The organism is Wenjunlia tyrosinilytica (assembly GCF_014646055.1).
GTDB lineage: Bacteria > Actinomycetota > Actinomycetes > Streptomycetales > Streptomycetaceae > Wenjunlia > Wenjunlia tyrosinilytica.
Map to the genome: position 1 here is coordinate 173,482 of NZ_BMMS01000001.1, position 20,673 is coordinate 194,154.

The following is a 20,673-nucleotide window of genomic DNA, read 5'->3' on the forward strand; positions in this document are numbered from 1 at the left end:
ACGCCACGACCCGACGCCGCGACCCGACCCCGCCACCTCGACGCCGCCACCCGACGCCGCCGTTCCGCAGCGGCCGCGACGCCGCCCGCACCAGAAAGAGGATTCCGATGTCACCCACCTGCCCCGACGGACTGCCTCGGGCGATCCGCCACTGGATCGGCGGCGCAGCAGCCGACAGCGCGGACGGCTGCACCTTCGAGGTCACCGATCCCGTCTCCAACACCCCCTACGCCCATGCCGCCGCAGGCGGCAGGCCGGACGTCGACCGGGCGGTGGCCGCCGCCCGGTCGGCCTTCCCCGCCTGGTCGGCGCTCGGCAACCGCGCCCGCGCCACCGTCCTGACCCGGATCGCGGACGGCATCGAGGCGCGCGAGGAGCGGCTGGCCGCCTTCGAGTCGTACGACTCCGGGCTGCCGATCACCCAGGCGCGCGGCCAGGCCCGCCGCGCCGCCGAGAACTTCCGTTACTTCGCGGACGTCGTCGTCGCCCTTGGCGAGGAGGCGTTCCGGCAGGGCCAGGAGCAGTTCAGCTATGTCGTGCGCACCCCCATCGGGGTGGCCGGGCTGATCACCCCGTGGAACACCCCGTTCATGCTGGAGAGCTGGAAGCTCGCGCCCGCCCTCGCCTCCGGCTGCACGCTCGTCCTCAAGCCCGCCGAGTGGACCCCTCTGTCCGCGAGCCTGTGGCCGGAGATCCTCACCGAGGCGGGGGTGCCCGCGGGGGTCGTCAACATCGTGCACGGCATCGGCGAGGAGGCCGGGCAGGCGCTGGTCGACCATCCGGACGTGCCGCTGATCTCCTTCACCGGGTCCACCGACACCGGCCGCCACATCGCCCGCAGCAGTGCCCAGCACCTCAAGACGCTGTCCATGGAGCTCGGCGGCAAGTCCCCGGTCGTCGTCTTCGCCGACGCCGACCTCGAAACCGCCCTGGACTCCGTTGTCTTCGGTGTGTTCTCCCTCAACGGCGAGCGCTGCACCGCCGGTTCCCGCGTCCTGGTCGAGCGGCCGCTGTACGAGGAGTTCAGCCGCCGCCTCGCCGAGCGCGCCAAGCGTGTCACGGTGGGCCCGCCGTCCGACCCGGCCACCGAGGTCGGAGCTCTCGTCCACCCCGAGCACTACGCCCGCGTCCTGGACTATGTGGACATCGGCCGCAAGGAGGGCCGCCTCGTCGCGGGCGGCACCCGCCCCGCCCACCTGCCCGAGGGCAACTACCTTCAGCCGACCGTCTTCGCCGACGTGCCGCCCGACGCCCGGATCTTCCAGGAGGAGATCTTCGGCCCGGTCGTCGCCGTCGCTCCCTTCGACAACGAGTCCGAGGCCGTCGAGCTGGCCAACGCCACTCAGTACGGTCTGGCCGCGTACGTCTGGACCTCGGACCTGAGGCGCGGTCACCGCGTCGCGCACGCCGTCGAGTCCGGCATGGTCTGGATCAACTCCCACAACGTACGCGACCTGCGCACCCCCTTCGGCGGCGTCAAGGCGTCCGGCGTCGGCCGGGAGGGCGGCGCGCACAGCGTCGACTTCTACACCGAGTCCAAGATCGTGCACGTCGCACTCGGCGAGGTGCGCACTCCTCGCTTCGGAGGCAAGCGATGACCCCGGCTCCCGCACCCGCACCCGATGTCGTCCGCTCCGCCTACGCCCAGCTCGTCGTCACCGATCTGGCCAAGGCCCGTTGGTTCTGGGCCGACATGCTCGGCTTCCATGTCCAGTACGAGGCTCCCGGAATCATCTGCCTTCGCGGCAGCGACGAACTCACCCACCACTCGGTGGTGCTGCGCGAGGGCGAGGCCGCCGCCCTCGACCACATCGCCTACCGCGTCCGCACCCCCGCAGACCTGGACAGGGCCGAGCGGTTCTTCCACCGCCTCGACCGCCCCGTCCGCCGTGTTCCCCGCGGCGAGGGCACACCGGGTGTCGGCGACGCGGTCCGCGTCGTCGACCCGCTCGGCTTCCCCGTCGAGTTCTTCCACGACATCGACCGCGCCGAACGCCTCATCCAGCGCTACGACCTGCGTCGCGGCGCCGAGGTGGCACGCCTGGACCACTTCAACATCTGCACCCCCGACATCCCGGCCGCCTACGCCCACTACCGGTCCCTCGGATTCGGATGCTCCGAGACCATCGAGGGCGACGAACACGAGCTCTACGCGGCCTGGATGTACCGCAAGCAGACCGTCCACGACGTCGCCTTCACCGGCGGCGCCGGACCCCGCCTCCACCACCTCGGGCTGGCCACGCACGAGTCGCACCATGTCCTGCGCTGCGCCGACCTGTTCGGCTCACTGCGCAAGGAGCACCACATCGAACGCGGCCCCGGCCGGCACGGTGTCTCCAACGCCTTCTATCTGTATCTGCGCGACCCCGACGGCCATCGCGTGGAGATCTACACCTCCGACTACTACACCGGCGACCCCGGCCACGAGACCTACCGGTGGAACGTCCACGACGACCGCCGCCGCGACTTCTGGGGCAACGCCGTCATCGAGTCCTGGTACCGCGAGGCCGCCCCGGTCCTGGACCTGGACGGCGAACCCCAGCCCGTCACCGACGCCCTCCTCGACGAATCCTCCGTCCGGGTCGGGGCCGACGGCCTCGGCTGACGGCCCCCGACAGATCCCCCGCCCCGCCTCACCGGCCCCGCGCGGCGCCGGTCACCGGGGGCCGCCCCCGGTACGCGGGGCGGCCCGCGCCGGGCCGCGACCGGCGGGCGGCCAGGGGCCGGTGAAGCGGTCAGCGCAGGTGGGAGGTGTCGTTGAAGAGTCTCAACGACGCGTTGCCGTCCGCGTAGTACTGCACTGCGGACAATGAGGCCGGGGAGAGCTCCATACGGAACAACGACTCCGGCGGAGCGCCCAGCGCCAGGCGGATCAGCGTCTTCACCGGGGTGACATGGCTGACCACCAGGACGGTGCGCCCGGCGTGGCGGGCGAGCAGCTTGTCGCGGGAGAGGGCGACGCGGCGGGCCACCGACGCGAAGCTCTCACCTCCCGTGGGCGTCGCCTTCGCGGAGGTCAACCAGGCGTTCAAATCGGCCGGGTGACGGTCCTTCACCTCCGAGAAGCTCAGTCCCTCCCACGCGCCGAAGTCCGTCTCGCGCAGCCCGTCGTCGATACGCACCTCGAGGCCGAGGCGGTCGGCGACGGCCTGCGCGGTCTGGTGGCAGCGGGCCAGCGGGGAGCTGACCACGGCCTGGATCGTGCCCCGGGCGGCGAGCGCCGCCGCGGTGCGGTCGGCCTGCCAGCGCCCCTTGTCCGACAGATCGGGGTCGGTGCCGCCGCTGCCGGAGAAGAGCTTCTGCGGGGTGAGGAGGGTCTCGCCGTGGCGCAGCAGGACGAAGGTCGTCGGGGTGCCGAGGTCGGCGGCGGCCGACCAGCCCGTGGTGGGCGGCGCCGGTTCGCTCTCCTCGTCGGCGGAGGGCTGGGCCGACTCCGCGGCGGGCTGGGCCGACTCCGCGGCCCTCGACTGCCCCGGCTCCCACTGCCTGCCCGCCTTGCCCGCGTCCATCGCCTCATTGGCGAGGCGGTCCGCGTGCTTGTTCTTCTCGCGCGGGATCCAGGTGTACCGGACCTGCCCCGGCGGGAAGATGCCCTTGGCCTCCTCGGCGAGCGGGCGCATGTCGGGGTGTTTGATCTTCCAGCGGCCCGACATCTGCTCCACTACGAGCTTGGAGTCCATCCGCGCCTCGACCTCGGCGGACGGGTCGATGGCGTGCGCGGCGCGCAGCCCGGCGATCAGTCCGCGGTACTCGGCGACGTTGTTGGTGGCGACGCCCAGGTACTCGGCGGCCTCGGCCAGTACCTGGCCGTCGGACGCGTCCCGCACCACGGTGCCGTACCCGGCGGGCCCGGGGTTGCCCCGGGACCCGCCGTCCGCCTCGATGACGAATCTGCGCATCAGATGCCGGAGTCGGGGGTGCGGACGAGGATGCGGCGGCAGTTCTCGCACCGCACCACGGTGTCGGGGGCGGCTGCCCTGACCTCGTTGAGCTCCGTCACTCCGAGCTCGAGGCGGCAGCCCTCGCAGCGGCGCTGGTACAGCCGGGCCGCGGCGACGCCGCCCGCCTGGTCGCGCAGCTTCTCGTAGAGCTTGAGGAGGTCGGCCGGGATGGCACCGACGAGGACCTCGCGCTCCTTGGTGAGCGAGGCGATCTCGGTGTCGATCTCCTCGGAGGCGGCGGCCCGGCGGCCCTCGGCCTCGGCGGTCTTGCCCTCGAGGGACTCCAGGCGCTGGGTGAGTTCGACAGCGCGCGCCTGGGTGGACTCGCGGCGTTCCATGACCTCCAGGACGACGTCCTCGAGGTCGGCCTGGCGCTTGGCGAGGGAGGCGATCTCGCGCTGGAGGTTCTCCAGGTCCTTGGGCGAGGAGACCGCGCCCGAGTCCAGGCGCTGCTGGTCGCGGACGGCGCGGGTGCGCACCTGGTCCACGTCCTGCTCGGCCTTGGTCTGCTCGCGGGCGTTGTCGCTCTCTTCGGTCTGGGCGGCGACGAGCAGGTCGCGCAGCTGGGTCACGTCGCCGGTGAGCCGCTCGATCTCGGCGTGCTCGGGGAGGCTGGCGCGCTTGTGCGCGAGCAGACCGAGGCGCGAGTCGACGGCCTGGAGGTCTAGGAGGCGGATCTGGTCGGCGGGCGCGGCGTTCAGCTTGGGGCTCCTGGGCTGCTGGTCGGGACAGAGGTCTGTTCGTGTGCCGCGGGGGACGGGGCGGCGGGGGACGGGGCGGCGGCGGAGTGTGCGGCTGGGGACGGTGCGGCGGTGGGCTCGGCCGGCTCGTCGGCTTCGGCGTGGGCGTGCACGGTCCACGGGTCGGTGACCTGGCGGGAGACATGGGTGCGCAGGGCCCAGCCGTGCCGGTCGGAGATCTCGTCGAGCTGGGCGGCTGCCTGCTCGCACCAAGGCCATTCGGTCGCCCAGTGGGCGGCGTCGACGAGGGACGGCCTGCCGTCGCGGAAGCGGCCGGCCTGCTGGGCCTCGGAGGCGGGGTGGTGGCGCAGGTCGGCGGTGAGGAACGCGTCCACGCCCGCCGCGCGCACCTGGTCGAACAGGCTGTCGCCGGAGCCTCCGCTGACGGCGACCGTGCGCAGCACCTGGTCGGGGTCGCCCGCGACCCGGATGCCGGTGGCCGTGCGCGGCAGGGCCCTCGCGGCGAGGTCGGCGAACTCCCGGAGCGTGATCGGCTGCCGCAGCTCGCAGACGCGCCCGAGGCCACGGCGTCCCGCGGGATCGGTCGGGTCGGGCACGAGCGGCCCGGTCACCTCGAGGTCGAGGGCTCCGGCGAGGGCGTCGGAGACACCGGGGTCGGCGGTGTCGGCGTTGGTGTGGGCGACGTGCAGCGCCACATCGTTCTTGATGAGCGTGTGCACGACACGGCCCTTGAACGAGTCGGCGGCCACCGTCGTGGTGCCCCTCAGATAGAGGGGGTGGTGGGTGACCAGCAGATTCGCCCCGATGCGCACGGCCTCCTCGGCGACCTCCTGCACGGGGTCGACGGCGAAGAGCACCCGGGTGACCTCGGCGTCCGGTTCCCCGCAGACGAGGCCGACGGCGTCCCACTGCTCGGCCCGCTGAGGTGGCCAGAGAGCTTCGAGGACGTCGATGACGTCGGACAGTGTGGGCACGCTCAGAGGCTACCTTGCGTACCCGCCCCGGCCACAGCCAAGACAGCCGGCGGCAGCGCACCCACGGCGGTCCCCGTCCCTCGGACGGCGCCGCACGCGGCCCGGGCCAGCACATCCGTCCCGCGTTTCCCAGCGGATCCGGGCCATCGCCACCCTTATGTGTGAAGCCCCTGAACTCGCGTTGTTCGCCCAGGAATGCGAAAACTAGCGTCGGTCCTGGAGGTGACCGAAATGACGGTCTGTGCGGCCCCCGGAACCGCGCCTGCTGGGGCGAGGACGGTGAAGACTGCCGGTACGGCACGGCGCGTGGGGTTCACTTTCGCGGCGGACGGCTCCTATGCCGCGTGCCTGGCGGACACCCGTGACGGGGAGTGGTTCCCGGAGCGCTGGACGCTCGGCGGTCCGGAGCCCTACACCGTCCCCCTGCCCGGTCGGGAGCCCGAGGAGCCGGGCAGCAGGGTGCTCCCGCTGGAGGACGGACGGGTCCTGATCTGCCGGCGCGAGGGCGCCCACCGGCGCGAGGGCGGCCCCCGGCCCGCGAACGGCAAGGGCCAGGGCCGGGGAAACGGGAACGGGACGGGGAGGGGCGGCAACGGCGTCGGAGACGGGACGGCGGGCGACGGCGGAGGCCGGGGCGGATTCAGCCTGGCCCTGCTCTCCCCCACGGGCCCCGGCACGGCGGAGCTGCCGGTCGGCCGTCTGGCACTGGACGAGGTGCGGCTGCTGCCGCTGCCCACCCCGCCCGTACGCCCGGGAGGCAGTGCCTGGCAGGCGGGCCCGGCGCTCGCGCTCGCCCTGGGAAGCTCAGCCGACGGCAGCGGTGAGCGCACCACGTCCGTGTGGCTCATCTCCTCGGACAGCCCTTCGCCGGACCGGCTCGCCGAGCTGCCCGGACGCCATCTCGGCGGGATCTGGCTGGACCGGGAGGGGCGCATGCTCGCCCTGGACAGGGTGGCCGACGGGCGGGTGAAGACGGTCGTGCTGGACATGGAGAGCGGCGAGGCCACCCCCTTGCTGCAGATCGCCCCGGAGAGCAACGACCGGTTGCTCCTCGCCGACCCCGAGAGCGGGCTCCTCGTGGTGCGCAGCGACGCGCCCGGCAGCGACCGGGTGGGGTGGGGTGTGCTGTGCAGTGAGCGGCCCGTCCGGTTCCCCGAGTGCCTGCGGCTGCCGGACGCGGTGGTGACCCCGTTCGCCGTCCAACCGGGGCCCGCGCTGACCCCCGAGGAGTGCGGGGTGGCGCTGCGCATCGAAGGGCCGCAGCGGTCCCGGCTCGCGGTGTGGCGGCCCGCGCGGCGCAGGCTCGATGAGCTGACCGCGCCCGAGGGATGGCTGGTCGGCGCCGGGCATTGGTCGCACAACGGGCTGCGGCTGCCGTACGCGACAGGCGACTGCCCGTTCGGGGTGGCAACCGTGTCGGCCGAGGAGGAGGGCGGCGCGCCTCCGGACGCCACCCGGCCGGAGCTCACGCGGCCCGTCGCGGCGCGGTCCCCGTCAACGCCCGCACCCTCCGAACGGCCCGCCGCCACACGGCCCCACTCCCCACGCCCCGCGTCGGCGAATCCGTCACCCGGACAGCCCGCCATAACGCTGCCCCGCGCCGCCGACCGGCCTCCCCTGCGCACCCCCGTCCCTTTGCAGCAGGCCCCGTTGACCACGGCTCAGGCCCCGTTGACCACCGCTCGGACATGAGCACCCTCCCTGATGAGTGCGTTCATCGGTCCGCACGGGGCACTCCTAACGGACGGGCAACGAAGGCGTGGGGCACGTACGACATGGATCAACGCCCCGATAGACTCACGCGGGCGCTACGCGGCCCGCGCGCTCGCACACCCGGGGTGACAGCACACCCGCGGTGACAGCGACGGCTGCGTGGACGCAAGGGCGCAGCCTGGACAGCTCGTTCGCCCCGGAACCCCGACAGCTGAAGATGCACGGAGAGACCTTCATGTCCGAAGCCCGAACCGACACGACCGAGGACCGCGCGGCGCAGGCGGCGTCCGGCAGCAGGCACGGCAGGCACCGCGGCCCGGCCTCGAGCGACACGGATGCCTCGAACGGCACCACCGGTCACGGCAAGCACCGTCGGCCGACGCACGGTCAGGACACCGCCGCCGCGAGCTGACGCGGCGGCGGGTCCCTCGCCGTCACTCGTGCCGCAGGCTCAGCACATCGGTCATGGCGAAGCCGCCACCGCCCGCGCGTTCCGCGTAGTAGGGGGTGAGCAGGCCGTCGAGCTCCTCGACGCCGAACGCCTCCTTCGCGGTGTCGAACCTCGCCTCGACACGCGGGCTGGAGACCACGGCGACCATCCCGCCGTGGACCACGAACACCTGCCCGTTGACCCCGTCGGCGGGCGGCGAGGCCAGATAGGCGACCAGCGGTGAGACATGCTCGGCGGCCAGCGGATCGAGTCCTTCGCCGGGCGCCGGAACGCCGGCGAAGACGTCGTCGGTCATCCGGGTACGGGCGCGTGGGCAGATCGCGTTGGCCCGCACCCCGTACTTGGCGAGCGCGGTCGCCGTGCTGGTGGTGAGGCCGATGATTCCGCCCTTGGCCGCCGCGTAGTTGGGCTGGCCGGGTGATCCTGCGAGGAACGCCTCGGACGAGGTGTTGACGATCCGTCCGTAGACCGGGTGTCCCGCTTCCTTGGAGCGCTCGCGCCAGTGGGCGGCGGCGAAGTGGGTGGTGTTGAAATGCCCCTTCAGATGGACGCGGATCACCGAGTCCCACTCGTCCTCCGTCATGGAGAAGACCATGCGGTCGCGCAGGATGCCCGCGTTGTTGACGAGGATGTCGAGTCGGCCGTAGGTGCCCACCGCCAACTGGACGAGTTCCCGGGCCTGTTCGAAGTCGGCCACGTCACCGTGGTGGGCGACGGCCGTGCCGCCCTCGGCCTCGATGGCCGCCACGGTCCGCCTCGCCGGGGTGGCCGATGCCTCGCCCGAGCCGTCACGGCTCGGGCTGCCGAAGTCATTGACCACCACACGCGCGCCGAGCCTGGCCAGCTCCAATGCCTCGGCGCGGCCGAGGCCCCGTCCGGCGCCCGTGACGATCGCGGTCCTGCCTCGCAACAGCATCCGGCTTCTCCTCGGAGTTCGGCTTCGGCGGCCCCGGCCCTCCCGGGCCCGAGCCGTGGACGTATGGAGCGGAGCGAGTGCGCGCGGTCAGAGCGAGATGCATGTACGCAGCGCCTCGCCGCTGCGCATCTGCGTGATCGCCTCATTCACCTCGTCGAGGCGCACCCGGTGGGTGATCATGCTCTCCAGGTCTATCCGGCCCGCCCGCCAGAGCTTGGTGATCCGCTCGTAGGAGCGCAGCACATCGCCGCCGCCGTAGATGGACGGCAGGATGCGCTTCTCGTCGAAGAAGAGCTCGAACATGTTGAACTGCGCGAAGTCGTCCATCGCCCCGGCTCCGACGACGCACACCGTGCCGCCGCGCCGGGTCGCCTCGTAGGCCGCGCGGGCGGTGGCGGACTTGCCGACGACCTCGAAGACGTAGTCGAAGCCCTCCCCGGCGGTGATGCGCTGTCCGGCGTCGGCCAGCGCGTCGGGGGCGACCGCTTCGGTGGCCCCGAAGCCCAGCGCCGCCTCGCGGCGGGAGGCCACGGGGTCGACGGCGACGATCTCGGCGGCGCCGGCGACCCGTGCGCCCTGGACGGCGCTGATGCCCACCCCTCCGCAGCCGATGACGGCGACGGAGGAACCGGGCTCCACCTCGGCGGTGTTGAGGGCGGCGCCGATGCCGGTGGTGACACCGCAGCCGATGAGTGCGGCGACGTCGTAGGGCAGGTCGTCGGGGATGGGGACGGCGCAGCCCGCGGGCAGCACGGTCTCCTCGGCGAACGTTCCGGTGCCCGCGAAGCCGAAGACGTCCGCCCCTGCGGTGAACCGGAAGTTGGGCGTGCCGGCGTTCATGAAGCCGGTGAGGCAGAGATTGCCCTGGCCGCGCCGGCACGACGGGCAGGTGCCGCACGGCGGCAGCCAGCACACGATGACCCGGTCGCCCGGCTTTGCGCCGGTGACGTCGTCGGCGACCTCGACGACGTCGCCCGCGCCCTCGTGGCCGGGGACGAACGGGGCGGGCTGCGGCAGGACGCCGGTCATGGCCGAGAGGTCGGAGTGGCACAGGCCGGTGGAGTGCAGCCGCACCCGTACCTTGCCGGGTCCGAATCCCACCGCCTCGACGTCGTCGCGTACTTCGAGCTTGTCCTGACCGGTCTCTTGCAGGATGGCTGCGCGCATGCCCGGCTCCTCGGGTGGGTTCGATCAGGTGTGGGAAATCAGGTGCGCTCGATCAGGTGTGCTCGATCAGGGTGTCGGCGAGCACGGGCGCGTGGTCGCGCTCCACGGAGGTCGCCAGGACCTGGATGCGGCCCTCGCCCTCGTTCCACATCCGGATGCGCATGGTCTCGCCGGGGAAGAGGATCCCGGCGAAGCGCGTCGAGTAGGCCCGGACGCGGGTCGCATCGCCGCCGAGCGCGGCGTCGACGACGGCCTTCAGCACGATGCCGTAGGAGCACAGGCCGTGCAGGATGGGCCGGTCGAAGCCGGCGAGCTCGGCGAACTCCGGGTCGGCGTGCAGCGGGTTCCAGTCGCCGCAGAGGCGGTACAGCAGCGCCTGGTCCTCGCGGGTGGCGCGCTCGACGGTGCGGTCCGGCTCGCGCTCCGGTGCCTCGAGGCGGTCGGAGGGGCCGCGCTCGCCGCCGAATCCGCCCTCGCCGCGGACGAAGATCCGGGTGGACGCCGACCAGAGCGGCCCTTCGTCGTCGTGGACGTCGGAGCGCAGGACGATGACGGCGGCCTTGCCCTTGTCGTGAACGGCCTCCACCCTGCCGATCGCGGTGGCCCGGCCGGTGACGGGGATGGGCCGGTGCAGCTCGATGCGCTGGCCGCCGTGGAGGACGGTGGCGAGGTCCACCTCGATACCGGGGGCGGCGAGCCCGCCCGCGAGCGCCATCGCGCCGCCCGCCACGGTGCTGAAGCTCGGCAGGACCTGGAGTCTGCTCTCCAGCGTGTAGCGCAGTTCCTCGGCGTCGGTGGCCGGCCGTCCCGCTCCCACTCCGAGGTGGTAGAGCAGGACGTCCTTGTGGTCCCAGGCCAGCTCGGCAGTGCGAGGCTCGGCGGCGACGGCCCTGGCGGCATCGATGGGCATGTCCATCCCTTCCGGGCGCGGTGGGGGCGGCCGTGCCGTGGTGAACCCCGGCACGGCCGTCCGCACCGTCAGCCGCACCGGGGTCGTCCGGTCAGAACAGGTCTGCGATCTAGAACACGTTCTAGGCAAGGCCCATGTATAACGCATCACAGCGGACATGGGAAGGGATGACAACGTGTCAGTAACGCGCCTCGGTGGCCACCCGGGACTTTTGTCCTGCCGGACCGCGTACATTCGCAACTGCCCAGGTCAGAGATGGTTCTCGTAGTCTTCCCGGCATGAAGGCCACAGAAGCGCTGCGGGAGCCGTCGTTCGAGGAGCACCTGGACCGGATGACACCGCCGACCGCGAAAACGTTCCTCCCCTGGCTGCTGGTGGCGGCGGGCCCGGCGGTGCAGGTGGTCAAGGGCGAACCCCCGCTGCCCTGGGTGGCCGCGGCGGGCCTCGCCGCCTTCGCGGTGCTCTACGCATGGACCGTCGTGGCCGCGTTCGGCGCCCGCACCAAGGGCGGTCCACTGCCCAAGCGCCTGCTCCGGGTGCTGACGGTCCTCACCTTCTGCCTCACCGTCGGATACGGGCCGGACTGGCTGCTGCTGTTCCCGCTGCTGTCACTGGCCATGGGAACCGTGCTGCGCTACCGCGTCCTCGGGCTCGCCCTGACGGCGCTGTCGGGCACCGCCGGCATCGTCGCGGGCTGGCGCGGCGACGACTTCTGGGACTCCCTGTCCATCGGCTACGGCACCTTCATCTCCGGCATGGTGACCTCGGCGATCCTCTCGCTGTTCGAGACCGTGACCCGGCTGCGCGAGACCCGCAAGGAGCTGGCCAGGGCGGCGGTGGAGGAGGAGCGGCTGCGGTTCTCCAGGGACCTGCACGACCTGCTCGGGCACACGCTGTCGGTCGTCGTGGTCAAGGCGGAGGCGGTGCGCCGCCTGGCGCCGCGCGACCTGGACGCGGCACTCGGGCAGGCGGCCGACATCGAATCGGTCGGGCGCCAGGCGCTCACCGAGATCAGGGAGGCCGTGACCGGCTACCGACAGGCCGACCTCGCGACGGAACTGGACCGGGCCCGCTCCGCCCTGCTGGCGGTCGGCATCGAGCCCCACGTGCGTGAGTCGGGTCCGGCGCTGCCACCGCAGACCGAGGCCCTGCTGGGCTGGGTCGTCCGCGAGGGGGTCACCAATGTGGTCCGGCACAGCCGCGCCCGGCGGTGCGACATCGAGTTGAGCGGTGACGGGGAGGTGGTGCGCCTGGAGATAAGGGACGACGGACGGGGAGCGTCGGGCCCCGTAGGCTCGGGCAGCGGACTGCGGGGGCTGGGGGAACGGCTGGCGGCGGCGGGCGGCGGGCTGACCGCCGAGCCCATGGACCACGGCTTCCGTGTGGAGGCGACACTGCAGGTGGGAGGGGCCGAGTGATCCGGCTGCTGCTGGCCGAGGACCAGGGCATGATGCGCGGGGCGCTGGCGTTGCTGCTCGGCCTGGAGGAGGACTTCGAGGTCGTGGCCCAGGTCGGGTCGGGCGACGAGATCGTGCCCAAGGCCCTCGAGACGACTCCGGACGTGGCACTGCTCGACATCGAACTGCCCGGCCGCAGCGGCCTCGACGCCGCCGCCGAACTCCGCGAGGAGCTACCGGGCTGCCGGGTGCTGATCCTCACGACGTTCGGCCGCCCCGGCCATCTGCGCCGGGCGATGGAGGCGGGCGCCGGCGGCTTCCTGGTCAAGGACGGCCCCGTGGAGGAACTGGCCGCGGCCGTGCGCCGGATCCTCGACGGTGAGCGGGTCATCGATCCCGCGCTGGCCGCCGCCGCGCTGAGCGCGGGCCCCAACCCGCTGACGGCGCGTGAACGCGAGGCGCTCACCGCCGCCGTGGACGGGGCGACCAGCGCTGACATCGCCTCCAAGCTCCATCTGTCCGAGAGCACCGTGCGCAACTACCTGTCGTCGGCCATCGGCAAGACGGGCACCCGCAACAGGATGGAGGCGGTCCGCGCGGCCCGTCGGAACGGCTGGCTCTAGGGCCGGTCGCAGGGCGGGGCGAACGGGCGGCAGCGCGCCGCGCGCTCGCCGCCGGGCGCCGAGCCGGTCAGGAACGCCCTGGCCAGGGGCCGTTGTCAGTGGTGCCTGGCAGGATCCGGGCATGGCTTCGCAGAGCGGTATCAGCGACAACGCCGACATCACCGGCTACTGGGACGCGGCCGCGGACGCGTTCGACAGCGAGCCCGATCACGGCCTGCTCGACCCCTGCGTGCGGCAGGCATGGCGGGAGCGATTGCGCTCATGGCTCCCGGAGGAGCCGAGCCGTGTGCTCGATCTCGGCTGCGGGACGGGGAGCCTGGCGCTGCTCGCCGCCGAGGCCGGTCATGAGGTGACCGCCGTCGATCTGTCGCCCCGGATGGCGGAGCGGGCCCGCGCCAAGCTGGCCGGAACGAGCGCGCGGGTCCTCGTCGGTGACGCCGCCCGGCCGCCCGTCGGACCCGGCGCCTTCGATGTCGTGCTCGCCCGCCATCTGGTGTGGACACTGCCCGATCCGGTGAACACCTTGCGGCACTGGGCCTGTCTGCTGCGTCCCGCCGGGCGCCTGGTGCTCATCGAGGGGCGGTGGGCAGGCACCGGGCAGTACGTCAACGGCAGCCGGGCGCGCCTGCCGTGGGTCGGCGGCGTGACCGCCGATGCCCTCGCCGAGGCCGTGGCGTCCTGGGCGGCCCGTATCGAGACCGACCGGCTGCGCGAGGCGGCCCTGTGGGGCCGCGAGATCAACGACGAGCGGTACGCCATGGTCGTACGGCCGGCGCCGCCCACGCGCCACCGCGAGGTGGTCGACGTCCATCTGATCGTGCGCCGGGGCGAGGAGGTGCTGCTGGCCCGCCGATCCGGTACCGGCTACGCCGACGGCCTGCTCCACGCCCCCTCCGGGCACGCGGAGGACGGCGAGGACGTATGTGAGGCGATGGTCCGGGAGGCGCGGGAGGAGATCGGTCTCGACCTCGCGCCCGAAGACCTGCGCGTGGCGCTGGTGATGCAGCACTGCGCCCCCGGCGCCGCGGAGCCGCGCATGGGCTGGTTCTTCGAGGCGGCGTACGGAGTCGGCGGTGAGCCGGTCAACCTCGAGCCCCACAAGTGCTCCGAGCTCGGCTGGTTCCCGCTGGACGAGCTGCCGCTCGACATGGTGGCGTACTGCAGGGCGGGGGTCGACGCCTACCGGGAGGGGCACCGCTTCGCACTGCACTGGCACCACCCCGGTGACAGCATCGCGTTCGACCCGGACGCCCCCGGCCGCGCCGTCGCGCTGCCCATGGCACACCTACCCGCGCCGTAGCAGGGTGACGACCGCCGCTCCGCCGAGGCCGATGTTGTGGGCGAGGCCGACCCGGGCGCCGGGGACCTGGCGGTCGGCGGCCTCGCCCCTGAGCTGCCAGACGAGTTCGGCGCACTGGGCGAGGCCGGTCGCGCCCAGTGGATGCCCCTTGGAGATGAGTCCTCCGGAGGGATTGACCACCCACTGCCCGCCATAGGTCGTGGCGCCGTCGGCGACGAGCTCGCCGCTGCCGCCCTCGGCGCACATGCCCAGCGCCTCATAGGTCAGGAGCTCATTGATGGAGAAGCAGTCGTGGAGCTCGATCACGTCCACGTCCTCGATACCGAGCCCCGACTCCGCGTAGACCCGCCGGGCGGCGGCACGGCTCATCGGCAGACCCACGGCGTCGACGCACGAGCCGGAGGCGAACGACTCCTCGGTGTCCGTCGCCATGGCCTGGGCGGCGATCTCCACCGCCCGCTCCCCCAGCCCGTGCTCCTCCACGAACCGCTCGGAGGCGACCACCGCGGCCGCGGCGCCGTCCGAGGTCGGGGAGCACTGGAGCTTGGTGAGGGGGGCGTGGATGGTCCGCGCGTCCAGCACCTCGTCGAGGGTGTACTCGTCGCGGAACTGGGCGTAGGGATTGCGCACGGAGTGCCGGTGGTTCTTCACGCCCACGGTGGCGAGTTGCTCGGGCGTGGTGCCGTGGCGCTCCATGTGCTCGCGCGCCGCGTTGCCGAAGATCTGAGCGGTGGGCGGTGACTTCTCGAAGCCGTGCCGCGCCGCCATGACGCCGTAGTGGCGGGAGACGGGCGAGGTGGAGAAGTCCCCACCGGAGGCGGAGCCGCCCAGCGGGCCCCTGGTCATCTTCTCGAAGCCGAGGGCGAGTACGCAGTCGTTGACTCCACCCGCGACGAACTGCCGCGCCAGCATGAGCGCGGTGGCGCCCGTGGCGCAGTTGTTGTTGACGTTGTAGACGGGGACGCCGCTCAGGCCCAGCTCGTACGCGGCGCGCTGGCCGGCCGTGGACGCCTGGTAGCAGTAGCCGACGGGGACCTGCTCCACCTGCCCGTAGGCGATCCCGGCGTCGTGCAGGGCGGCGCCCCCGGCCTCACGCACCATGTCCCAGTACTGCCGGTCCCCGGTCTCGGGCTTCTCGAACTTCGTCATGCCCACGCCGACGACGAACGCCTTCCGGGTCATGGCCCGCCCCTCTCCTCGGCTCGCCGCGATACTAGAACGCGTTCCAATCTGATGGAAGGTCAGAAGTCGACCCGATCGCCGCCATGAGGCACCATGTGCGGGTGACAGAGACCGCCGACATAGCACCCAAGCCGGACATCCTCGACGCTTTCCGCAAGGCCACCGGCTTTATGCCCGAGGACGAGGGCCTGGCCCTGTACGCCACCGCGGTGCGGGCGGCACGCTCCGGGCTGCCCCTGCTGGAGGTGGGCACCTACTGCGGGCGCTCCACGATCCTGCTGGCGGCCGCCGCCCGCGACGCCGGCACCGTGGCCGTGACCGTCGACCACCACCGCGGCTCGGAGGAACAGCAGCCCGGCTGGGAGTACCACGACCCCCGGCTGGTGGACCCCGAGGTGGGGCGGATGGACACCCTGCCGACGTTCCGCCGCACCCTGCACGCGGCCGGGCTCGAGGACCACGTCATCGCCGTCGTGGGGCGCTCGCCGCAGGTCGCCGCGGTCTGGGGCGGGCCGGTGGGGCTGGTCTTCATCGACGGCGGGCACACGGACGAGCACGCCACGGCCGACTACGAGGGCTGGGTGCCCCATCTGGCACCGGGCGGGCCGCTGGTGATCCATGATGTGTTCCCGGACCCGGCGGACGGCGGGCAGGCCCCGTTCAGGATCTACCGCCGGGCGCTGGAGTCGGGTGACTTCACCGAGGTGTCGGTGACCGGTTCGCTGAGGGTCCTGCGTCGGCGCGCCGCTGCCTAGGCGGTTCGCCGCGGCGGGCGCACTCGCCGCGGCGAACCGCGGCAGGCGCGGTTCCGCCGCGTCAGCGCGGCATTCGGTGTCGCTTTCGCTGTGAAAGCGGCATCCACCTGGCGCGGCGCCACCGCCGCGCTGGAGAATCAATCGGGGACCGATACGGGATCGCACGACGTGGGGGCGGCACGGCATGGGCAACGAGGGTGACGGCTGGGTTCCCGGCGTATGGGATCCCAAGGCCAACGGGGGCGCGGGCGGGTGGGTGCGCAGGCAGGACACCGGCACCCACCATCTCGGCCGCCCGACCGCGCCGGAGGAGTCCGCGCCAGAGGAGCCCGCGCCCGAGCAGGAGAGCCGGTCGGAGCAGGAGAGCGGACCGGAGGACGCCCAGGACGACGCGCGGAGCACCAGCCGGGCGAACGGGCAGACGAGCAGCATCGGGCCCCTCCCGGCCGGGTCCGCGGACACCCGGGTGGGCGCGCCGAGGGACGAGCACGCCGCCCGGACCGCACCGCAGCCGCCGCCCTTTCGTCCCCCGGCCCCCACGGCCCCTTACCCGCAGCCGTTCAACGCTCCCCCGCCGCCTCCGCTGCCACCGCGGCACACGCAGTTCGGGAAGCCGCCGTACACCGAGCCGCCCCATCCCGGGGCGCAGCACGCCGAGCCGCCGTTCGCCGAGCCGCAGCACCCCGCCCCGCCCTACCCCCAGCAGTTCCCGCCGCACGCGCCCGGTCGCGAGCCCGGGTACCACGGCGGCGCCGGTCCCGAGCCCGCGCATGACGGCGGCGCCGGACGCAAATGGCTCATCGCGCTGGCCCTCGGCGCCGTCGGGGTCGGTCTCGGCTTCGGGGCCGTGTACGCGCTGGACTCCGGCGGCGGGGGCGGCGACAAGGCCGCCCACTCGCCCGCGCCCGATCCGGGCAAGGACAAGGGCGGCAAGAGCGACGGGCAGGCTCCCGACACCTCGGACTCCTCGGCCTCCTCGCCCTCGGCCTCCGCGACCCCCGACGACCCGGCCGCCGAGCAGGCGGGCGATCTGGACGACCTGCTCGGCCAGAGCTCGCAGGACCGGAAGAAGGTGAGCGACGCCGTGAACGCGGTGGACGCCTGCGCTTCGTCGGACACCGTGTCGACCGCCAGGAGCGATCTGCGTGACGCGGCCGAGCACCGTGACCAGTTGGTGGACAAGCTCGACAGCCTGGAGCTGGACCGGGTCGAGGGCGGCGCCGAGGCCGCCGCCGCGCTGAGGACCGCCTGGCAGCACTCCGCGGACGCCGACCGGGCGTTCGCGGACTGGGCCACCACCATGGCGGCGGGCGGCTGCTCCTCGGGCAGCGCCCCCCATGACGCCGACTACGATCTCGGAACCGCGAGCAGTGAGCGAGCGTCCAAGGCCAAGAAGGATTTCGTCAAGAAGTGGAATCCGATCGCCGGCGAGCACGGATTGGAGGCAAGGTCCGCGGATGCGCTCTGAGTCGCGTCGCGGGAGCAGGTCGCTGATCGCCGTCGCCGCACTGCTGCCGACATGCTGCGCGGGCTGGCTGGTGTGGCAGTCGTTCGACGATCCGCAGGAACCGTCCGCGGGTGCCTTCCCCGCCCCCTCTTCCTCTTCGTCCGCGCGCCCTTCGCCTTCCTCCTCGAGGACCGAGCAGGCGAAAGAGGCGGACAAGCCCGACGGAAAGGGCGGCAGTGGCGGACAGGGGCCACTCTCAGGCATGGTCGTGGTGCTCGATCCGGGGCACAATGTGCACAACCGCGACCACCGGGCGGAAATCAACCGCAAGGTCGACGCCGGGACGTTCCGCAAGGAGTGCGACACGACGGGGACCGCGACCAACTCCGGTTACACCGAGGCCGAGTTCACCCTCGACGTGTCGCGGCGGGTCGGCAAACTGCTGAAAGCACGGGGGGCGACGGTGAAGTTCACGCAGAACGGCGATCGCCCCTGGGGGCCTTGCGTGGACGAACGCGCCCGCATCGGCAACAAGGCACACGCCGACGCCGCCGTCTCGATCCACGCCGACGGCTCACTCGGCACGGGCAACCGGGGCTTCCATGTCATCGTGCCCCGTTCCGTGCGCACCTCGTCCGCCGACACCACGGCAATCGTGGGCCCTTCGCGGCGGCTCGGCCGGCAACTCAAGAAGCACTACGCCGAGGCCACGTCGTTCCCCCTCGCCAATTACCTCGGCGGGGGAAGCGGCTTGACGGTCAGAGAAGACCTGGGCGGTCTCAATCTTTCCAAGGTTCCGAAGGTTTTCATCGAATGCGGCAATATGCGCAACGCCACGGACGCACGTGGTCTCACCAGCGCATCCTGGCGACAACTCGCCGCCAAAGGGATAGCGGAGGGCATCTCCGCCTTCCTTGTCAATAATTCTTGACGGACCCCCGGCCCCGGCGCGGGAGCCTCAATCCGCCCCCGTACGATGGTGCTTCCGCGCCCGAAGCACCGGCGACAGCGACGACGACACCAAGACCCACAAAGGACTTCACGTGAACATCCGCTCCCTCACCAGAGGAGACGGCGCGGTCATCGGCGCCGCGCTGCTGCTTTTCATCGGCTCGTTCCTCGGGTTCTTCACCTTCGAGGACAGGAGCTTCAACGGCTCCTCGAAGGACTACACGGTCAGTGCGTGGAGCCCGGCGACATTCCCGCTGCTGCCCACGGTCCACCTCGCCGCGCTGATCGGTGTCGCGCTCATCATCCTCGGACGCTCCGCCAATCAGAGCCGTAAGATCGCCGGGCTCGAACTGCCGCAGTGGGGCACGGCGCTGTGCGTGTTCGCCGGCTGGTCCGCCCTCTGGTCGGTGTTCTCCAACCTGTGGCCGTCGATCTCGGACATCTTCGACGAGGCCAACGACAAGACCGACCTCGGGGCCGGTGCCTGGCTGACGTTCGTCTTCGGCATCGCCGTCGCCGTTCTCGCGGTACTGGGCAACAGCCTTCCCGCGCTGAAGGCCCCGCTGATGTCCGCCCCGCGCCAGCCCCAGCCCCAGCCCCAGCCCGGCTACGGCTACCCGGGCCAGACCGGTCAGCCCGGCCACCCGGGTCAGCCCGGCGGCTACGGCTACCCGGCCCAGGGCGTCGACCCCTCCTTCGGTGGCCAGGCCGCGGCGGCCCCCGGTCCGCAGGCGGCTCCGGCCACCGGTGCGCAGGAGTTCACCCCGTTCTGGTTCGCCGTGCCGGTCGCCCGGCCTCTGTTCCCCGAGGACGGCTCCTCCGGCGCCCCGATCGCGGAGCTGACGCCGGGCCAGTGGTACCTGGCCGTCGACCAGCGCGGGCCGGCGATCATCGCGCAGACCCAGGACGGCCGCCGCGGCGTGCTCCAGGACTCCTCCGGCATCCAGCGCGGCTGACCGTGACCGCCCGACGGCGCCGGAACCGCGGCAGGTGAACCGCGGCGCGTGAGCGCACCCGGCGCCACCGAGCACCGGCGCGAGGCCCCGACCCCACCGTGGGTCGGGGCCTTCCCGTTTCGTCCCCGGCGCCCTAAGGTCGGCTCCCGACGCCCGGTCACCCGTTCGGCCGACCGATACGGAGTCCTTCCGGTCGGGAGGCTTGGGGTCTTCGAGTAGGAGTAGCCTCATGCGGCTCGGTCTCGCCCTCGGGTACTGGGGGCGCGGTCCCTCGCCCGACACGCTCCCCCTCGTCCAGGAGGCGGAACGGCTCGGCTACCACTCCGTGTGGACGGCCGAGGCCTGGGGCTCCGACGTCTTCACCCCGCTCACCTGGATCGCCGCGCACACCACCCGGATCCGGCTGGGCACCGCCATCGCCCAGATGGCGGCACGCACCCCGACCGCCACCGCGATGCACGCCCTCACCCTCGACCACATGTCCGGCGGACGGATGATGCTCGGTCTGGGACTGTCCGGGCCGCAGGTCGTGGAAGGCTGGTACGGCAGGCCGTTCCCCCGCAGCCCGTTGACGGCGACGCGCGAGTATGTCGAGGTGATCCGGCAGGTGCTGCGCAGGTCCGAGCCGGTGCGGCTGGACGGCGACTACCACCGGCACCCCTACAACGGGCCGGACGCCACCGGCCTGGGCAAACCCCTCAAGCCGATCGTGCACCCGCTGCGCCCGGACCTGCCGATCCTGCTCGGCGCCGAGGGCCCGAAGAACATCGCCCAGACCACCCGGATCGCCGACGGCTGGCTGCCGCTGTACTGGTCGCCGTTCCGTACCGGCGCCTACGCCGAATCGCTCGCCGAGGCGCCGAAGGACTTCCTCGTCGCCCCGATGGTGCACGCCCGGGTGTGCGACGACGTGGCGCAGGGGCTGGCGCCGGTGAAGGCCGTCATCGGCTTCTACATCGGGGGCATGGGCGCCAAGGGGCGGAACTTCCACGCCGATCTCATGGCCAGGATGGGCTTCGAGGCCGAGGCCCGCCGGATCCAGGAGCTCTTCCTCGACGGGCGCCGGGACGAGGCGATCGCGCTGGTGCCGGAGGAGTTCGTGGACGAGATCTCGCTGGTGGGACCGCGCGAGCGCGTCGCGGAGCGGCTGGAGGCATGGCGGGAGGGCCCGGTGACGGACCTGCTGATCACCTCGCGCGACCGGGACACCCTGCGGACCCTCGCCGAGCTGGTCGGCTGACCCGGACGGGCCCCGGCCGAAGCGGTCGGCCGAACCGACGGGCCGGTCC

Annotated in this window: 19 protein-coding genes; 12 read left to right on the top strand and 7 right to left on the bottom strand. The window is 72.6% G+C overall.

Annotated features, from left to right (window positions below; all coding sequences use genetic code 11):
• Nucleotides 1-107: 107 nt before the first annotated feature.
• Nucleotides 108-1,598, top strand: a complete 1,491-nt coding sequence (hpaE, locus tag IEY86_RS00735; protein WP_189129453.1) for a 5-carboxymethyl-2-hydroxymuconate semialdehyde dehydrogenase — start codon at nt 108-110, stop codon at nt 1,596-1,598.
• Nucleotides 1,595-2,605, top strand: coding sequence for a 3,4-dihydroxyphenylacetate 2,3-dioxygenase (gene hpaD, locus IEY86_RS00740; RefSeq protein ID WP_189129454.1), 1,011 nt, complete (start codon nt 1,595-1,597; stop codon nt 2,603-2,605). Before hpaE ends, hpaD begins: the two co-directional genes overlap by 4 nt.
• Before the next feature lie 130 nt (nt 2,606-2,735).
• Here the strand turns inward: hpaD and IEY86_RS00745 are convergent, their stop codons facing one another.
• From IEY86_RS00745 to IEY86_RS00755, 3 genes are read right to left on the bottom strand one after another with little or no spacing between them, the layout of a single operon-like run.
• On the bottom strand, nt 2,736-3,899 hold the full coding sequence (locus IEY86_RS00745; RefSeq protein WP_373286931.1) for a bifunctional RNase H/acid phosphatase: 1,164 nt from the start codon (nt 3,897-3,899) through the stop codon (nt 2,736-2,738).
• Nucleotides 3,899-4,642: a zinc ribbon domain-containing protein gene (locus tag IEY86_RS00750; protein WP_189129723.1), complete on the bottom strand. Its 744-nt coding sequence runs from the start codon at nt 4,640-4,642 to the stop codon at nt 3,899-3,901. The genes IEY86_RS00745 and IEY86_RS00750 overlap by 1 nt, the downstream gene beginning before the upstream one ends.
• Nucleotides 4,639-5,616, bottom strand: coding sequence for a Nif3-like dinuclear metal center hexameric protein (locus IEY86_RS00755; protein ID WP_189129455.1), 978 nt, complete (start codon nt 5,614-5,616; stop codon nt 4,639-4,641). Before IEY86_RS00755 ends, IEY86_RS00750 begins: the two co-directional genes overlap by 4 nt.
• Nucleotides 5,617-5,922: 306 nt before the next feature.
• Between IEY86_RS00755 and IEY86_RS36110 the strand changes: the two genes are divergently transcribed.
• A complete protein-coding gene (locus IEY86_RS36110) occupies nt 5,923-7,308 on the top strand; it encodes a hypothetical protein (RefSeq protein ID WP_229698059.1) in 1,386 nt (461 codons plus the stop codon).
• A gap of 256 nt (nt 7,309-7,564) precedes the next feature.
• Nucleotides 7,565-7,741 (top strand): hypothetical protein, encoded by a 177-nt coding sequence (locus tag IEY86_RS00765; protein ID WP_189129456.1) that lies wholly within the window; start codon nt 7,565-7,567, stop codon nt 7,739-7,741.
• A 22-nt stretch (nt 7,742-7,763) separates the two neighbouring features.
• On the opposite strand, the gene IEY86_RS00770 is transcribed toward IEY86_RS00765, so the two are convergent.
• The 3 genes from IEY86_RS00770 to chsH3 form a co-directional block, all read right to left on the bottom strand.
• Nucleotides 7,764-8,696 (bottom strand): 3-oxoacyl-ACP reductase, encoded by a 933-nt coding sequence (locus IEY86_RS00770; RefSeq protein ID WP_189129457.1) that lies wholly within the window; start codon nt 8,694-8,696, stop codon nt 7,764-7,766.
• 87 nt (nt 8,697-8,783) lie between these two features.
• Nucleotides 8,784-9,863 carry a Zn-dependent alcohol dehydrogenase gene (locus IEY86_RS00775; RefSeq protein ID WP_189129458.1) on the bottom strand — a complete coding sequence of 360 codons (1,080 nt, stop codon included), beginning with the start codon at nt 9,861-9,863 and terminating at the stop codon, nt 8,784-8,786.
• Between the two features lie 52 nt (nt 9,864-9,915).
• The gene (gene chsH3 / locus IEY86_RS00780) at nt 9,916-10,773 is read right to left on the bottom strand and encodes an enoyl-CoA hydratase ChsH3 (RefSeq protein WP_189129459.1); all 858 of its coding nucleotides are present in this window, start codon (nt 10,771-10,773) and stop codon (nt 9,916-9,918) included.
• A gap of 278 nt (nt 10,774-11,051) precedes the next feature.
• Between chsH3 and IEY86_RS00785 the strand changes: the two genes are divergently transcribed.
• The 3 genes from IEY86_RS00785 to IEY86_RS00795 all read left to right on the top strand — a co-directional run bounded on the left by IEY86_RS00785 (nt 11,052) and on the right by IEY86_RS00795 (nt 14,093).
• Entirely contained in the window at nt 11,052-12,191 is a 1,140-nt protein-coding gene (locus tag IEY86_RS00785; protein ID WP_189129460.1) for a sensor histidine kinase, read from the top strand.
• Nucleotides 12,188-12,793 carry a response regulator transcription factor gene (locus IEY86_RS00790; protein WP_189129461.1) on the top strand — a complete coding sequence of 202 codons (606 nt, stop codon included), beginning with the start codon at nt 12,188-12,190 and terminating at the stop codon, nt 12,791-12,793. The genes IEY86_RS00785 and IEY86_RS00790 overlap by 4 nt, the downstream gene beginning before the upstream one ends.
• 121 nt (nt 12,794-12,914) lie before the next feature.
• Nucleotides 12,915-14,093 carry a methyltransferase domain-containing protein gene (locus tag IEY86_RS00795; protein WP_189129462.1) on the top strand — a complete coding sequence of 393 codons (1,179 nt, stop codon included), beginning with the start codon at nt 12,915-12,917 and terminating at the stop codon, nt 14,091-14,093.
• Here IEY86_RS00795 and IEY86_RS00800 read toward each other — a convergent pair.
• Complete coding sequence (locus IEY86_RS00800; RefSeq protein ID WP_189129463.1) at nt 14,079-15,275, bottom strand: lipid-transfer protein; 1,197 nt, start codon at nt 15,273-15,275, stop codon at nt 14,079-14,081. The genes IEY86_RS00795 and IEY86_RS00800 overlap by 15 nt on opposite strands.
• 170 nt (nt 15,276-15,445) lie before the next feature.
• Between IEY86_RS00800 and IEY86_RS00805 the strand changes: the two genes are divergently transcribed.
• From IEY86_RS00805 to IEY86_RS00825, 5 genes are all read left to right on the top strand, one after another.
• Complete coding sequence (locus IEY86_RS00805; protein WP_229698087.1) at nt 15,446-16,030, top strand: class I SAM-dependent methyltransferase; 585 nt, start codon at nt 15,446-15,448, stop codon at nt 16,028-16,030.
• A gap of 184 nt (nt 16,031-16,214) precedes the next feature.
• Complete coding sequence (locus tag IEY86_RS00810) at nt 16,215-17,498, top strand: YML083C domain-containing protein (protein ID WP_189129465.1); 1,284 nt, start codon at nt 16,215-16,217, stop codon at nt 17,496-17,498.
• Nucleotides 17,488-18,408 (top strand): N-acetylmuramoyl-L-alanine amidase, encoded by a 921-nt coding sequence (locus IEY86_RS00815; protein WP_189129466.1) that lies wholly within the window; start codon nt 17,488-17,490, stop codon nt 18,406-18,408. The genes IEY86_RS00810 and IEY86_RS00815 overlap by 11 nt, the downstream gene beginning before the upstream one ends.
• A gap of 112 nt (nt 18,409-18,520) precedes the next feature.
• Entirely contained in the window at nt 18,521-19,384 is an 864-nt protein-coding gene (locus IEY86_RS00820; protein WP_189129467.1) for a hypothetical protein, read from the top strand.
• A gap of 229 nt (nt 19,385-19,613) precedes the next feature.
• A complete protein-coding gene (locus IEY86_RS00825; protein WP_189129468.1) occupies nt 19,614-20,624 on the top strand; it encodes an LLM class F420-dependent oxidoreductase in 1,011 nt (336 codons plus the stop codon).
• Nucleotides 20,625-20,673: the final 49 nt, after the last annotated feature.

Coding starts and splice junctions, on each gene's coding strand:
- IEY86_RS00770 (WP_189129457.1), bottom strand. CDS start 8,696: ATGCTGTTGCGAGGCAGGACCGCGATCGTCACGGGCGCCGGACGGGGC.
- IEY86_RS00785 (WP_189129460.1), top strand. CDS start 11,052: ATGAAGGCCACAGAAGCGCTGCGGGAGCCGTCGTTCGAGGAGCACCTG.
- IEY86_RS00765 (WP_189129456.1), top strand. CDS start 7,565: ATGTCCGAAGCCCGAACCGACACGACCGAGGACCGCGCGGCGCAGGCG.
- IEY86_RS00815 (WP_189129466.1), top strand. CDS start 17,488: ATGCGCTCTGAGTCGCGTCGCGGGAGCAGGTCGCTGATCGCCGTCGCC.
- IEY86_RS00805 (WP_229698087.1), top strand. CDS start 15,446: ATGCCCGAGGACGAGGGCCTGGCCCTGTACGCCACCGCGGTGCGGGCG.
- IEY86_RS00825 (WP_189129468.1), top strand. CDS start 19,614: ATGCGGCTCGGTCTCGCCCTCGGGTACTGGGGGCGCGGTCCCTCGCCC.
- IEY86_RS00810 (WP_189129465.1), top strand. CDS start 16,215: ATGGGCAACGAGGGTGACGGCTGGGTTCCCGGCGTATGGGATCCCAAG.
- chsH3 (WP_189129459.1), bottom strand. CDS start 10,773: ATGCCCATCGATGCCGCCAGGGCCGTCGCCGCCGAGCCTCGCACTGCC.
- IEY86_RS00795 (WP_189129462.1), top strand. CDS start 12,915: ATGGCTTCGCAGAGCGGTATCAGCGACAACGCCGACATCACCGGCTAC.
- hpaD (WP_189129454.1), top strand. CDS start 1,595: ATGACCCCGGCTCCCGCACCCGCACCCGATGTCGTCCGCTCCGCCTAC.
- IEY86_RS00745 (WP_373286931.1), bottom strand. CDS start 3,899: ATGCGCAGATTCGTCATCGAGGCGGACGGCGGGTCCCGGGGCAACCCC.
- hpaE (WP_189129453.1), top strand. CDS start 108: ATGTCACCCACCTGCCCCGACGGACTGCCTCGGGCGATCCGCCACTGG.
- IEY86_RS00775 (WP_189129458.1), bottom strand. CDS start 9,863: ATGCGCGCAGCCATCCTGCAAGAGACCGGTCAGGACAAGCTCGAAGTA.
- IEY86_RS00800 (WP_189129463.1), bottom strand. CDS start 15,275: ATGACCCGGAAGGCGTTCGTCGTCGGCGTGGGCATGACGAAGTTCGAG.